The following is a 14,041-nucleotide window of genomic DNA, read 5'->3' as shown; positions in this document are numbered from 1 at the left end:
ATGGGGTGGATAGTATGGAGCATAAGGACGACGGGCAAAGAGAGGGATATAGGTACGAAGAACTATTCGTTCGCTTCTCCGAGCGCGCCGAGTACTGGCTGCTGCGGTTCGTTGCGGTATGGTTCGTTTTACTGATTGCCTCCCAGCTGCTGCTTCAGATCCCGGGAGTGCGCTATTATTTTGTCAAAGTAGAGCAGCTGGAGGGGGTTCCTTACCAGCGTTCATCAGATTTTGACAGCGGCCGGCCGGGATAAGCCTGCGCTTGCTTTGCAATCCTTCTCTTACCTATGGTATAATTTTCTTCGATCACAGGCAGGGTCTGTTTAATTACACAAGCATCATTGTTATTTATTATTGCTGGGAGGCCCGTGTTTTGGACAAATTTAATATTGCTATAGATGGCCCGGCAGGAGCAGGCAAAAGCACGATCGCCCGTCTTGTCGCTAATACGTTAGGTTTTGTCTACGTGGATACGGGGGCCATGTATAGAGCGGTTACCTGGAACGTGCTTCGTTCCGGCATTCGTCCGGATCAGGAAGCGGAGGTGATCTCCGTCACCGAGCGGATGGATATTCGTCTCGCACCGGGCGAGGAAGGCCAGATGGTGTTCGTGGATGGCAGCGATGTCACGACCGAAATCCGGTCGGCCGAGGTTACGGGCAACGTCTCGCGTATCGCACAAATCGCTGAAGTACGTCGTATTTTGACGGACAAACAAAAGCGTCTTGCCGCAGATAAAGGCGTTGTGATGGACGGCAGGGACATTGGAAGCCATGTGCTGCCCGATGCGGAGCTTAAAGTATTCCTGACGGCAAGCGTACGGATTCGGGCCGAGAGACGGTTCAAGGAAATTCAGGATCAGCGCTCTGACGTGACACTGGAGCAGCTGGAGCAAGAGATTGCGACACGCGACCAGATGGACGAGCAGAGAGAAACATCCCCATTGATTCAAGCTGCGGATGCGGTTCTGCTGGACACTACGGAGATGTCGATTCCGCAGGTGGTCGAACACATTTTGGGGCTTTGCAGAACTAAGGTCGGCGGGGGGAAGTAGCATGCTCTACACTACGCTGCGCGCGACATTTCATTTCCTGTTCCGCGTATTGTACCGGCTGAGGGTTATCGGCCTGGAAAATATCCCTGAAGGAAAGCCTGTGATTTTGTGTGCCAACCACACAAGCAACTTTGATCCCCCTCTGCTGGGGAGCCCGTTGACTACCCGAAGGGTGCATTACATGGCTAAGGCTGAGCTGTTCGAGGTCGCCGGTTTTGGGCTGGGTGCTTCCCAGAATTTGCGCTTTTCCAGTGAAACGGGGAGGAGTGAGCAAAGAATCGATTCGATTATCGCTTCAGCTTCTTCAAGAGAATAACATTTTGGGCATTTTTCCTGAAGGCTCGCGCAATGCGGGGGGCATGGGCAAGAAAGGCGCCGCAAGTCTGGCGCTGAAATCCGGTGCCGCGGTCGTGCCATCGGCCATCGTTGGAGGCTACAAGCTTTTCCGGCCTATGACACTGGTTTACGGCAAGCCGATGGATCTCAGTGAGTTCAGAGCTATGGGCTCTGAAGGAGCGGAGCAGGCGACGGATAAAATTATGAATGAAATTCGCGCTTTGGTTAAACAGTACGAATCGAAATGATAATTTGTGGAATACTTAGAAAAACAATTGACCTGCGCATCTCATGCGCCGGTAAATTATATACGATAGCAGCAATTGTAACTAATATTTCATTGGTTGAAGGTTGCTAATCAAGGAGGGTATTGAACCATGTCAGAGGAAACAAAAGTAGATCAGAACCTACAAGAAGAAGAAACACAAGAGTTATCCCAAGAGGAATCCATGGCCAACGTATCGGTCTTGAAAAAAGGGGATACCGTTAAAGGTAAAGTGATTAAAGTCGACGACGATCAAGCTTTCGTCGATGTAGGCTATAAGTATGACGGCGTTATTCCAGTCCGCGAGCTGTCTTCCGTTAATTTGGGCAGCGCAGGGGAAGGCATCGAAGTCGGTCAAGATGTGGAGCTGAAAGTATTGACTATTGATGATAACAAAGAAAAGCTCGTTCTTTCCAAGCGCGTAGTGGATAGCGAGAAAGCATGGGATAAGCTTCAAGAGGATATGGAGAACAAAACAATCCTCGAAGCAAAAGTAGCTGAAGTCGTTAAGGGCGGCCTTGTTGTCGATATCGGCTTGAGAGGCTTCGTACCCGCTTCCATGGTTGAGCGTACTTTCGTTGAAGATTTCAGCGATTACAAAGGCCGTACTTTGAAGCTTCGCGTGAAAGAAATGCGACCGCGAGAAAAACAAAGTCATCCTTTCCCAGAAGGATGTGCTGGACGAAGAGTTCGAAGCTAAGAAGAAAGAAGTCATTTCCCAGCTTTCCGTCGGTCAAGAATTGACGGGTACGGTTCAACGCTTGACGCAGTTCGGCGCATTCGTCGATATCGGCGGCGTAGACGGCTTGGTGCACATTTCCGAAATGGCTTGGCACCATGTTGAAACACCGGGCGAGGTCGTTAAAGAAGGCGACCAAGTCAAAGTACAAATCTTGAAGCTGGACCCTGCTAATGAGCGCATCAGCCTGAGCATCAGAGCGACTCAACCGGGACCTTGGGAGCAAGTTAGCTCCAAGTTTAACGTGGGCGACATTGTGACAGGTACGGTAAAACGTCTTGCTCAATTCGGCGCATTCGTGGAAGTAGCTCCTGGCGTGGAAGGTTTGGTACATATTTCCCAAATCGCTCACCGTCATATCGGGACTCCGCATGAAGTGCTGAAGGAAGGTCAAGAAGTGAAAGTGAAGGTACTTGACCTGAACGTGGATGAGAAGCGGATCAGCCTGAGCATCAAAGAAACGGAAGAAGCGCCTGCAGCATCCGCTCCAGCGCCGAAATCCGACCGTCCTGCACGCCAGCCGAAAGAAACGCAAATTGCGGAAGAATATCAAAACCAGGGCTTGAACCTGACGCTCGGCGAGCGTTTCGGCGACAAGCTTAGCAAATTTAAATAAGTAATGATCGAAGACGAAATGAGGAATCAAGGTGCGTATACCTAGGAAACTGGAGCATGTACAGCATGCACTAAGTCTCGGACAGAGCGGGGAGCAAGGCTTCTCCGACATCCGGCTCGTTCCTAATTGTCTGCCGGAATCCTCAGCTCGGCTCATCTCATTACACACCAAAATAGGCGGGCTCACACTGAGCTCGCCTATTTTCATTAATGCGATGACCGGCGGAGCGCAGGAAACGGAGGCCATTAACAGGGAACTGGCCGCAGCCGCAAGAGAAACGGGCTTGGCAATGGCTGTAGGCTCACAGATGTCGGCGATCAAAGATCCGGAAGTGGCTTCCAGCTACCGGATCGTAAGAAAGGTTAACCCGGAAGGGATTGTATTTGGCAACCTGGGCAGCGAAGCGACGCTTGATCAAGCGCGGGCCGCCGTGGAGATGCTGAGAGCGGATGCGCTCCAGATTCATCTGAATGTGATGCAGGAGCTGATTATGCCGGAAGGGACCGCGATTTTCAAGGCATGCTTTCACGCATTGAGGCTATTGTCAAGGATGCGGGCGTACCCGTGATCGTAAAAGAAGTCGGCTTCGGAATAGGCAGGGAAAGCGTGAAGCTGCTGCAGCAGGCCGGCGTCCGCATTATAGACGTAGGCGGCTTCGGCGGGACGAATTTTGCCGCTATCGAGAATGCGCGCCGCGCTTTGCCGATGGACTGGCTCAACGAGTGGGGCTGCTCGACGGCCGTGTCTCTTATGGAAGCGAACGATGCGTTAAATTCTTCACCCGCCTCCAAGCTTTCCTCTGACGTTTCCATCATTGGGTCCGGAGGAATAAGGGGAGCTCTGGAAGCCTGCAAAGCGCTTATTCTGGGATCATCCGCTGTCGGCATCGCGGGCGCCTTTCTCAAGACATTACAGACCGAAGGAACAGAGGCGCTAATTGAGCGGATAGGACAAATGCACGACGAGCTTCGGCTGCTTATGACAGCGTTGGGAACGGACCAAATCGCGGACTTATGGAAATACCCGGTGGTGATCACTGGCGAGACGGCAGCCTGGTGCCATGCACGGGGGATCGATATCCGTAATTATGCAAATCGGACAGGCTTGTTTAAAACTACATAATAAAGCCATACTAAGGAGCGAGTAAAGAAGAAAGCTCTTAGGTGGTGCGAATGAATCCAGGATACTTATCGCTGCTGCTCATGCTTGTGACGTTGATATTGTTCGCCAGCGGCTGGAAGGACTTCATGATAAGAGGTATAACTAACACGTTGATACTTCTTTTTTTTATTTTCTGGTGTATAGGCATGAAGCTTTCCGTCGCCATACCGTATGGTCATATTCAGTTGAATGTGCTTGTTCTGTGCGCTGTCATTGTCCGTGTGCTATGGCGCTCGCACGGGCATCTGTACCGGCTTCATCTTCTTTCTATCGGAATCCTGCTGGGCTCGGTCACGTTTTTTATGCTGGAAACGCTCCATCTGATGCCGTTTCTCGTGATAGGAAATCAGGAGATGACGATTGCGCTCGTGATTGCCGTCTTGCTCAGCTTCATGACCCGCAATGCGGGCGTGCAAATAGCGGTTGCTTCCTTGGGACTGCTGTTGGGCGATGCCTACTATCGCTACCTTCACCGGGCTCATGCAGGCTTTCAATTGGGCACGCTCGGTTTTCAGGATTTATGGTGGCTCACGATCTGCTTAACGAGAGGGATATCTCTTGTGTTAGCCGGCGTGCTGTCCGCTTGTAAGAAGAGTGCGCTGTGGCTGATTGAAGGAATTCACCGGCGCAGCGGTGACCGGGAATAGGAAAGGAGCGAGGAGATGCTGCATTGGATTGCAGAGCAGAAATATACGGTCGGAATTGTGCTTGGCGTCGTGTTCGGCATGCTGGCAAGGCTGAGTATGCTTCGGACGGATTACCGCCAATACCCGACCTATCCGCACGGCAAAATCATTCATATTTCGTTGGGATTCATCGCGGCCGGTTTAGGCGCGGTAGCCGTACCTTCATTGCTGGATAAGAACTATACCGCCGTAACTTTCTTAACCGTAGCGGCGCAGCAGTTCCGCGATGTGCGCAATATGGAACGCCAGACGCTGTCCAAAATCGACAGCATGGAATTGGTTCCGCGCGGAGCTACATATATAGAAGGCATTGCGATGGTTTTTGAGGGCCGCAACTACATGGTCATTTTCACGGCCTTCGTTACAGCGTTGTTCAGCATTGTTTTTGCATGGTACTGGGGAATCATTGCGGGCATTCTGGCTATATTGCTGACCAACCATTTTAAATCCGGCAAAAGCATCTGTCATATTGCCGACGTTAAGACGGCCCAGGTTAAAATGGACGGCCCGAATTTGTTTGTCGACGACATCTATATTATGAACGTAGGCTTGGATGATACCCGGGAAATTATCCGCAAAAGGGGCATAGGTCTGATCGTAACTCCCAAAAATAAAAATTGCCGCGTTACGATAGCGAACATCGGTCAGCGTCAGGCGCTGCTGCACGATCTTTCGACGATTATGGGCGTATACCGGGACGAAGGCGAACCCTCGCTCCTTCCCTTAGCGAAGCTGGATATGGGGGACGGACGGCTGGCCGTCTTTTTACTGCCGCAGGAGTTGGATGCGGAAAAGGCGCGTAAGGTACTGCTGCAATCGCCTGTGCTGGAGAGCGCCGTACGGATGCCCTCAGAGGCGGACGTGCAGAAAGCCGGGAAGGAAGGAGCATAGCTTATGGGTAAAATTATGGCGGTGGTTACCGCGGATAAGGAACAGGTGGCCGGCGGCGCTCCCATTTTTCTTGTTCCCAACGCGGAAGAGCTGCAAAAGGTCGCTTTCAAGCTGGAAAAAATATTGGATGCTTCGGCGCACGATCTGCAGAACGGAGTCATGATTCTGGTGGATCACAAAAGCTCCTCGGAATAACGAATTTGTCGGGCCCTGCATTGATTTCACCCGGTGCAAATGCTATGATGTAAGTTGTGTAATTTTTCAAGTTGTCGGTATGTGCGGTTTGTGCAGCCAGGAAGGGAATGAAGTCTAGTGGCAAGACCCGTTGTTGCAATAGTCGGTCGTCCGAATGTGGGGAAATCAACCATTTTCAACCGCATTATCGGGGACAGACTTGCGATTGTTGAAGATATGCCGGGCGTAACCCGGGACCGTTTGTACGGCATCGGTGAATGGCTGGATCATCAGTTTAGTGTAATAGATACCGGAGGTATCGAGATTGACGGCGAAGACGAGATTCTGAAATCGGTTCGCGTGCAGGCCGAGCTTGCTATTGAAGAGGCGGATGTCATCGTCTTTATGGTCGACGGTAAAGCGGGCATCACACCGAACGACTCGGAGGTAGCGGAGCTGCTGTTCCGTTCCAAGAAGCCCGTCGTCTTAGCGGTAAATAAAATTGACAATATCCAGCGGCAGGACGATATTTATGAGTTTTACAGCTTGGGATTCGGCACGCCGTTCGGGATTTCGGGCTCGCACGGAACGGGCTTGGGCGATCTGCTGGATGAAGTCGTGCAGCATTTCCCTGACTCGAAGGACGATGAATATGGGGAAGAAGTCATCCGCGTAGCTCTCATCGGCCGTCCGAATGTAGGGAAATCGTCTTTGGTGAATGCTATCCTGGGGGAAGAACGGGTTATCGTGAGCAACGTTGCCGGTACGACCCGGGATGCGATCGATACGCCGTTCGAGAAGGACGGTCAGCAGTACGTGATTATCGACACCGCCGGGATGCGTAAGCGCGGCAAGGTGTACGAGAATACGGAGAAATACAGCGTCATGCGTGCGTTGAAGGCTATCGAGCGCGCCGATGTGGTGCTGGTGCTGATTAACGGCGAAGAAGGGATCATCGAGCAGGATAAGCATATTGCAGGCTATGCCCATGAGGCCGGGAAAGCCGCGATCTTTGTCGTGAATAAATGGGATGTCGTCGAGAAGGACGATAAGACGATGCATCAATTTTCGCAAAAAATTCGCGACCACTTCCTGTTCATGAGCTATGCTCCGATCGTTTATTTGTCCGCGTTGACCAAATCTCGGATTCACAAGCTGCTTCCGGTCGTTAACCAGGTGGCCGAGGCCCATGCTATGCGCGTTCAGACGCATCTATTGAACGATGTCATCTCCGATGCGGTAGCTATCAATCCGCCGCCAACGGATAAAGGAAGAAGACTGCGGATCAATTATGCGACGCAGGTTGCCGTAAAGCCGCCGACCATCGTTGTTTTCGTAAACGATCCGGAGCTCATGCATTTCTCCTACGAACGGTATCTGGATAATAAAATTCGCGCGGCCTTCGGCTTTGAAGGCACGCCGTTAAGGCTGATTACACGCAAAAAATCTTCGGATGATGAATAACGATAGGAGAGATGACTGGTGTGGTTCGTCGTGCCCATTATTATCGGGTATTTGTTAGGCTCGATCAGTTTTAGTTATTTGGCGGGTAGGCTGTTAAAAGGGATCGACATCCGCAATCATGGCAGCGGTAATGCCGGAGCGACCAACACGCTGCGGGTGCTTGGCAAAGGGCCTGCCATCACCGTTCTTTTGCTGGATGCGGTAAAAGGCGTGGCTGCGGTAGCGATCGGCCGGTGGATGTCCGGCGGCGATCATCTGATCGAGACGCTGTGCGGCTTAGCCGCCATTTCGGGACATAATTGGCCGCTCTATTTCGGCTTCAGAGGAGGCAAGGGCATTGCAACGACGATCGGGGTTATGCTCTTCCTCGCTCCGATGCCTGTCGTTTACGCCGGAATTGTCGCTATCGTAACGATTGCTGTGACCCGTTATGTTTCCCTCGGATCCCTGCTGCTTACCGCTATTATACCTATTCTTATCTGGTTTATGGGGTATCCGATCGAAGTGTTCTGGTTAAGCATTCTGCTCTTCGCTTTCGCGGTGTTCCGTCACCGTACCAATATTGTAAAGCTGGTCAAAGGACAGGAGAACAAAATCGGTTCCAAAAAATAATCGGAGGTGTGGACACATTGGCCAAAAAAGTATCGGTGCTCGTTGCCGGAAGCTGGGGGACGGCCATTGCCTCTGTGTTGGCGGATAATGATTTGGATGTTATGCTGTGGTCGCGCAACGAGCAGCAGGTTGCCGAGATTAACAAGGAGCACCGCAACCGGCGGTTTCTGACCGATGCCGTTCTGTCTCCGCGTATTCGTGCAACAAGCTCGATGCAGGAGGCGCTGACGGAAGCGGAAGCCGTTGTTGTTGTTGCGCCGTCTTCAGCGATGCGGGATGTAGCGGCTCAAATGAAGCCGTATTTAGACAGCAATACGCTGCTGGTTCACGCGACCAAAGGCTTCGAAACCGGCACGCTGAAGCGCATGTCGACGGTGCTTGCAGACGAGCTGCCTGATACCGATCCGGCCAGGATCATCGTGCTGTCGGGGCCAAGCCATGCCGAAGAGGTCATTCGCCAGTGCCCTACGACAGTGGTGGTCGCTTCCGAGTCCGAGGCGGCTGCGGAAGCGGCGCAGGATCTGCTGATCACGCCTTTCTTCCGCGTCTATACGAATCCGGACGTCGTAGGGGTCGAGGTCGGCGGAGCCCTGAAAAATATTATCGCGCTCGGCGCCGGTCTGACTGACGGCTTAGACTATGGCGATAATGCCAAAGCGGCGCTGCTCACCCGCGGACTGGCCGAAATCTCCCGGCTGGGAACTGCGATGGGCGGTAACCCGCTGACCTTTGCCGGACTCGCCGGTATCGGGGATTTGGTGGTGACCTGCACAAGCAAGCACAGCCGGAACTGGCGGGCGGGTTATATGCTTGCCCAAGGGAAGCCGCTGGAGGAAGTGCTGAAGCAGATGGGCATGGTGGTCGAAGGCGTGAAGACGACGCAGGCGGCTTATACGCTGTCGCGGCAATTCGATGTCGAGATGCCGATCGCCGACGAGCTGTACCAGGTGCTGTTTAACGGCAAGCCTGCAGCGGCAGCGGTGGAAGATTTAATGGGCAGGGGACGTACCCATGAGATTGAAGAGGTGGCCAAGCCTGTTCAAACAAAGTGGTTCGGTTAGACAACCGCCTACACGGGTTAGGGCTTCTGTTCATAAAATACCTTAGATTCATCAGCCAGCTTTTGTGGCAGTAAGATGACTAAGGAGGGACAGGACAGTGACCAATAAAAATATGTCCAAGGACGTGCTGAACGTCGTTAAGAAAAAAACCGGTAAAAACGTCAGCGAGAAGGACATCTATAAGCTGGCCAGTGGCGTGAAGCCTTCCACAATGCAAAGTGACGCTCAGCTGAGACAGCTGATCAAGCAGGTTTCCGGACTCGTCAACGTGCCGGTATCCGAATCGACGATGAATGAGCTGATCCAGGCGATTAAAAGCAGCAAAATGAACGGCAACAGCATGGAACAGCTAATGAAAATGATCAGTAAAAAGTAACAGTTTCGTGGCACAGGCGGCCAAACGGCGCGCGTGTGCTTTTTTTGTGCTATAATAGCTTAGAATATTTTGGGACAAGCAAACAAAAGCACAGTCTTTTTGCAGGCAAGGGATGATTTAGGGGGTATTCGAAACATGTCGCCAATGGACAAAATGTGGGCATCGTTTATTGCGATCGGATTAATGGTGGCTGCATCGCTGCTGATCACTTTTGCGCGAAGCAAAACCAAGGGAGTGCTGCGCATCGTGCTCTCGATGGTCGCGTTTATGCTGTTTTTGCCGATATTGCTGTATATGATCGTGTCGATATTATAAGGTGGGGGAGCAAGGCAGCATGATTACAATCAAGGGGCGTAAAAATCAGCAGCAAATAGAACCGGAAACCGGTCTGACCTTATTGGATCTGGCGATGAAGCACAAGGTGGAGTGGGCGTTCTCTTGTACGCGGGGAACCTGTGCCCGCTGCCGGTGTCTGGTCACCGAGGGAACGGAATGGTTGAACGAGCCTACAGATGCGGAATTGGATCGGCTGGAGCCGGAGGAGATAGAGGAAGGCTTTCGTCTGGCATGCCAAGCGACAGTGAAGCGGGAGGGAACGATTTCGGTTACCCACCGACCTTATTTTTAATAAGGATGTATGCCGGGAAATGAGGGTTAAGCATGAAAATGACGGATAAGCTGGAACGGGCGCTGGCTGAGATTAATAAAAGACTCCGCCCCATTCAGGTGCCGTGGCTGGTAGGAGGCAGTACGGGACTGCTGCTTCAAGGAGTGCCGCTGGCCTCGGAGCCGCGGGATTTGGACTTGTACGCGGATGATGACGCAGCGAAGCTCATTCATCAGGCGCTGATTGAATTTGCGGTGGACGAGCAGCTGGATGACCGTTCCGGGCAGTACCGGTCGATTTTAAGCCATTATTTAATACATGACGTCAAGGTAGAGCTGGTCGGAGGATTCGTTGTATCGGCCTATGGCTGCGTCTACAAGGTAGAGGCAGCTTATTTGTATGACAAGCATGGAGCGGTTCCTGCGGCTGATTATGCCGCGTGCGGCCTGGAGGAGCTTCGGCTGATGCCGCTTGAGCATGAGCTGCTTTTCAATCTGCTTAGAGTCCGTCCCGACCGTTATGAGAGCATCGCGCGGGCTCTAGGCCAAAGAAGCGGCAGCGGTTCGCCTCAAGCGACAGCGGCTTTGGATGATTTGCTGTCTCGCAGCATATGGAGCGAGGAATTTGTGTCACGATTACATCATGTGTTGGCACAAGAAGAAAAAAGAGGACTATAAAGGAGCCGCCGAATCACGATGGGAGCAAAAGTGACATTTCTGCCGGACGGTAAGACCGTTGAGGTCAGGCCGGGAACGACGATCCTGGATGCCTCGCGGAGGGCGAGAGTGCAGATTCGGACGCGCTGCGGGGGCAAAGCAGCCTGTATGATGTGTAAGGTTCAGGTGCCGGATCCGTCGGGGCTCGCGCCGATCAATCAGAACGAGCGTTTGAAGCTGGGAGGACAGGAAGAGCAGGGGTACCGGCTCGCCTGCCAGGCTAAAGTAACGGGAACGGTCACTGCAGTGCTTCCGGAAGACCCGTTAAAGGCGGCTGTCAGAAAGCAGCTGGCAAGACAGCAGGAAGAGGAAGGGTGTTGACATTTTGAAGAAAGCGGCAATCGGTTTCTTGCTGGCTCTGCTTTGTGTGCTGGGAGCCGGCTGTATGTATCCGAACGAAATGCGTCAGGAAAATCAGGTCGCGACAGGGGAATATATAGTCGTAGTGCAAAATGCGGTCGATCAATATCATGCCAAAACCGGCGTGCTGCCGATCAAAAATAGTGAAGAAACGACGCCGATTTATGAAAAGTATCCGGTCGATTTTAAAAAAATGAAGGAACGCGGCGTCATCAGCAACGTGCCGGCCAACGCTTTTGAGAACGGGGGCAGCGCCATCTATGTACTGGTGGATGCCGAGACGAAGCCGACGGTCAAAATGATGGATTTGACGTCGTTCCAGCAGACGGTGGAAGTCCAGAAGCTTGTTGACGAGTACCGTTCCAAAAATTACGGGAACATTCCGAAGGGGGAAGAGATTGCCCCGTCGTTATACCGGATCGATTTTGCCAAAATGAAAAAGAAGCCGGTCGAGGTCCATAGCATGTATACGCGCAATGTAGTGCTGCCGTTTTTTATGGACGATGCGGGACAGGTTTCCATCGATTATTCGGAGGAAATCATGCGGCTGATCGATAAAAAATCGCTGCAGAGCAGCTTGAAGGCGGATCAGGATCTGCGCGAGCTGTTAGTCAAGGATTCCTACTTCGTCCCTGCCCGCACCCTTGCTTATCGCTGGGTCAACGGACAGCCGGCCCCTTCGCTTAAATAATTATCGATAAAGCCTCTATTAACCTTGAATTGCAAGGGAGATAGAGGTTTTTTTGTGCTGCAAAGAATAACGCCCCGCATCGGTTCATATATTCTCAGAGAGATAAAGCTGCGGCGTGTGATGCCCGCGAACAAGCAAGGAGTGATTTCGAAATAAAGGCACAATTATTTCATCATATTTCGCTTGCTAGTACATATATTTTTACTAGTCCAAAAAGCATGTACGAGTTTCGTCTTAAACAACCTGTAGGAGGGATTCTCATTGGAAAAAGTGGATATCTTTAAGGACATTGCAGAGCGTACTGGCGGGGATATTTACCTGGGGGTCGTTGGAGCGGTCCGTACTGGGAAATCAACGTTTATCAAGCGCTTTATGGAGTCGATCGTGCTGCCCAACATTCAGAATGAATCGGACCGCATTCGGGCGACGGATGAGCTGCCGCAAAGCGCTGCGGGCCGCACCATTATGACGACAGAGCCGAAATTCGTACCGAACAATGCAGTGCAGCTGCATGTTGCTGAAGGACTGAATGTCAATGTACGTCTGGTGGATTGTGTAGGCTATGTGGTGGAAGGGGCCAAGGGCTACGAGGATGAGAACGGTCCTCGCATGATTAATACGCCTTGGTTCGACGAGGCGATACCTTTTCAGGAAGCGGCCGAAATCGGCACGCGCAAGGTAATCCAGGAGCATGCCACGCTTGGCGTTGTCATAACGACGGACGGCTCCATCGCTGAAATTCCCCGGGCTTCCTATGTAGATGCCGAGGAAAGAATCATCAACGAGCTGAAAGAAGTCGGCAAACCGTTTATCGTCATCGTCAACTCGACCAAGCCGAACGGGGACTTCGCCCAGGAGCTGCGCAGCCAGCTGCAGACGCAGCATGATGTGCCTGTCGTGTCCATGAGCGTTGCAAACATGAATGAGGATGATATGACCTCCGTGCTTCGCGAGGTGCTGTACGAATTCCCGGTTCACGAGGTGAATGTGAATCTGCCAAGCTGGGTGATGGTGCTGGAGGAAAATCACTGGCTCCGCTCCCACTTCGAGAATTCCGTCCGCGAAACCGTGCAGGACATCCGCAGGCTGCGCGATGTCGACCGGGTTGTAGCCCAATTCGAAGAATACGACTTTATCGAAAAAGCCGCTCTGGCGGGTATGAATATGGGGCAGGGCGTCGCAGAAATCGACCTGTATGCTCCGGATGAGCTGTATGACCGGATTCTGATGGAAGTCGTGGGCGTGGAAATCCGCGGCAAAGACCATCTGCTCCAGCTGATGCAGGATTTCAGCCATGCGAAGCGGGAATACGACCATTTTGCCGAGGCTTTGGAAATGGTCAAGACGACAGGCTACGGAATTGCGCCTCCGACGCTTGCCGATATGGCTCTGGAGGAGCCGGAGCTCATTCGCCAGGGGTCCCGCTTCGGAGTAAGATTGAAGGCCACAGCGCCGTCTATACACATGATTCGCGTCGACGTCGAATCCGAGTTTTCACCGATCATCGGCACAGAGAAGCAGAGCGAGGAGCTTGTGCGTTATTTGATGCAGGATTTCGAGGACAACCCGCTGAAAATGTGGGAGTCGGATATTTTCGGAAGATCGCTTCACTCCATCGTTCGCGAAGGCATTCAGGGCAAGCTGGCGATGATGCCGGACAATGCCAGATACAAGCTGCAGGAAACGCTGGGACGTATTATCAATGAAGGCTCCGGTGGGCTGATAGCTATTATTCTGTGATATATGTCACAGTTACTCAACGAAAATGCACTCCGAAGGGTGCATTTTTTTGTTTTTACTTGAAAAAGTAACATGGGTGTATTACTATAGTCTTGATTTGTTCGGTTTTACAGCGTCAGATGTATATTTTTGAACATTTCCGTTAACAAAGAGAATAACGAGATAGCAATTTCTCTTGGGGGGAGGTGAATGGCATGAATAAATCTGAATTGATTAATAAAGTAGCAGAAACAAGCGAGCTTTCCAAGAAGGATGCAACGAAAGCGGTTGAAGCTGTCTTCGAAGCGATCTCTGAAGCTTTGCAAGGTGGAGATAAAGTACAACTGGTTGGATTCGGAAATTTTGAAGTTCGTGAACGTTCCGCTCGTAAAGGACGTAACCCGCAAACAGGCGAAGAAATCGAAATCCCTTCCAGCAAAATCCCTGCTTTCAAGCCAGGGAAAGCACTGAGAGACGGGATTCAATAATAACGGTTTTTCTACATAACATGAA

16 protein-coding genes and 3 pseudogenes are annotated in these 14,041 nt (G+C 51.8%); all 19 read left to right on the top strand.

The genetic code is table 11. The features are described 5' to 3' along the window. Nucleotides 1-14 precede the first annotated feature (14 nt). The 19 genes and pseudogenes from ACHHV8_RS20135 (at nucleotide 15) to ACHHV8_RS20045 (ending at nucleotide 14,016) form a co-directional block, all read left to right on the top strand. Nucleotides 15-254: a DUF5359 family protein gene (locus ACHHV8_RS20135; protein ID WP_395160961.1), complete on the top strand. Its 240-nt coding sequence runs from the start codon at nucleotides 15-17 to the stop codon at nucleotides 252-254. Nucleotides 255-373: 119 nt separating this feature from the next. Further along, nucleotides 374-1,054, top strand: coding sequence for a (d)CMP kinase (gene cmk / locus ACHHV8_RS20130; protein ID WP_395160959.1), 681 nt, complete (start codon nucleotides 374-376; stop codon nucleotides 1,052-1,054). A gap of 1 nt (nucleotide 1,055) precedes the next feature. After that, nucleotides 1,056-1,638: pseudogene (locus ACHHV8_RS20125) on the top strand (lysophospholipid acyltransferase family protein). Between the two features lie 129 nt (nucleotides 1,639-1,767). Beyond that, nucleotides 1,768-3,010, top strand: a pseudogene (gene rpsA, locus ACHHV8_RS20120) (30S ribosomal protein S1). 31 nt (nucleotides 3,011-3,041) lie between these two features. After that, nucleotides 3,042-4,132, top strand: a pseudogene (gene fni / locus ACHHV8_RS20115) (type 2 isopentenyl-diphosphate Delta-isomerase). 50 nt (nucleotides 4,133-4,182) lie between these two features. Beyond that, nucleotides 4,183-4,818 (top strand): YphA family membrane protein, encoded by a 636-nt coding sequence (locus tag ACHHV8_RS20110; RefSeq protein WP_395160957.1) that lies wholly within the window; start codon nucleotides 4,183-4,185, stop codon nucleotides 4,816-4,818. Nucleotides 4,819-4,833: 15 nt separating this feature from the next. After that, nucleotides 4,834-5,748, top strand: a complete 915-nt coding sequence (locus ACHHV8_RS20105; protein WP_395160955.1) for a YIEGIA family protein — start codon at nucleotides 4,834-4,836, stop codon at nucleotides 5,746-5,748. A gap of 3 nt (nucleotides 5,749-5,751) precedes the next feature. Beyond that, complete coding sequence (locus ACHHV8_RS20100) at nucleotides 5,752-5,943, top strand: capping complex subunit for YIEGIA (RefSeq protein WP_395160953.1); 192 nt, start codon at nucleotides 5,752-5,754, stop codon at nucleotides 5,941-5,943. Nucleotides 5,944-6,060: 117 nt separating this feature from the next. Continuing rightward, nucleotides 6,061-7,386, top strand: a complete 1,326-nt coding sequence (der, locus tag ACHHV8_RS20095; protein ID WP_395160951.1) for a ribosome biogenesis GTPase Der — start codon at nucleotides 6,061-6,063, stop codon at nucleotides 7,384-7,386. A gap of 15 nt (nucleotides 7,387-7,401) precedes the next feature. Continuing rightward, nucleotides 7,402-7,998, top strand: a complete 597-nt coding sequence (gene plsY, locus ACHHV8_RS20090) for a glycerol-3-phosphate 1-O-acyltransferase PlsY (protein ID WP_395163569.1) — start codon at nucleotides 7,402-7,404, stop codon at nucleotides 7,996-7,998. Between the two features lie 17 nt (nucleotides 7,999-8,015). Next, nucleotides 8,016-9,059: an NAD(P)H-dependent glycerol-3-phosphate dehydrogenase gene (locus tag ACHHV8_RS20085; RefSeq protein WP_395160949.1), complete on the top strand. Its 1,044-nt coding sequence runs from the start codon at nucleotides 8,016-8,018 to the stop codon at nucleotides 9,057-9,059. 112 nt (nucleotides 9,060-9,171) lie between these two features. Then, on the top strand, nucleotides 9,172-9,435 hold the full coding sequence (locus ACHHV8_RS20080) for a stage VI sporulation protein F (RefSeq protein ID WP_395163568.1): 264 nt from the start codon (nucleotides 9,172-9,174) through the stop codon (nucleotides 9,433-9,435). 135 nt (nucleotides 9,436-9,570) lie between these two features. After that, nucleotides 9,571-9,750, top strand: a complete 180-nt coding sequence (locus ACHHV8_RS20075; protein WP_395160947.1) for a DUF2768 family protein — start codon at nucleotides 9,571-9,573, stop codon at nucleotides 9,748-9,750. Between the two features lie 19 nt (nucleotides 9,751-9,769). Further along, on the top strand, nucleotides 9,770-10,063 hold the full coding sequence (locus ACHHV8_RS20070) for a 2Fe-2S iron-sulfur cluster-binding protein (protein WP_395160945.1): 294 nt from the start codon (nucleotides 9,770-9,772) through the stop codon (nucleotides 10,061-10,063). 32 nt (nucleotides 10,064-10,095) lie between these two features. Further along, nucleotides 10,096-10,719 (top strand): nucleotidyltransferase domain-containing protein, encoded by a 624-nt coding sequence (locus ACHHV8_RS20065; protein WP_395160943.1) that lies wholly within the window; start codon nucleotides 10,096-10,098, stop codon nucleotides 10,717-10,719. A gap of 18 nt (nucleotides 10,720-10,737) precedes the next feature. After that, entirely contained in the window at nucleotides 10,738-11,079 is a 342-nt protein-coding gene (locus tag ACHHV8_RS20060) for a 2Fe-2S iron-sulfur cluster-binding protein (RefSeq protein ID WP_395160941.1), read from the top strand. A gap of 4 nt (nucleotides 11,080-11,083) precedes the next feature. Further along, nucleotides 11,084-11,809 carry a hypothetical protein gene (locus ACHHV8_RS20055; RefSeq protein ID WP_395160939.1) on the top strand — a complete coding sequence of 242 codons (726 nt, stop codon included), beginning with the start codon at nucleotides 11,084-11,086 and terminating at the stop codon, nucleotides 11,807-11,809. A 261-nt stretch (nucleotides 11,810-12,070) separates the two neighbouring features. After that, the gene (spoIVA, locus tag ACHHV8_RS20050) at nucleotides 12,071-13,549 is read left to right on the top strand and encodes a stage IV sporulation protein A (protein ID WP_395160937.1); all 1,479 of its coding nucleotides are present in this window, start codon (nucleotides 12,071-12,073) and stop codon (nucleotides 13,547-13,549) included. A gap of 194 nt (nucleotides 13,550-13,743) precedes the next feature. Continuing rightward, on the top strand, nucleotides 13,744-14,016 hold the full coding sequence (locus ACHHV8_RS20045; protein WP_094013322.1) for an HU family DNA-binding protein: 273 nt from the start codon (nucleotides 13,744-13,746) through the stop codon (nucleotides 14,014-14,016). Nucleotides 14,017-14,041 lie beyond the last annotated feature (25 nt).

Origin of the sequence: Paenibacillus sp. TAB_01 (genome assembly GCF_043945595.1) — a bacterium.
Classification (GTDB): domain Bacteria; phylum Bacillota; class Bacilli; order Paenibacillales; family NBRC-103111; genus Paenibacillus_S.
The sequence above is the reverse complement of the archived record's forward strand: the minus strand, read 5'-3'. Positions and strand labels throughout refer to the sequence as shown.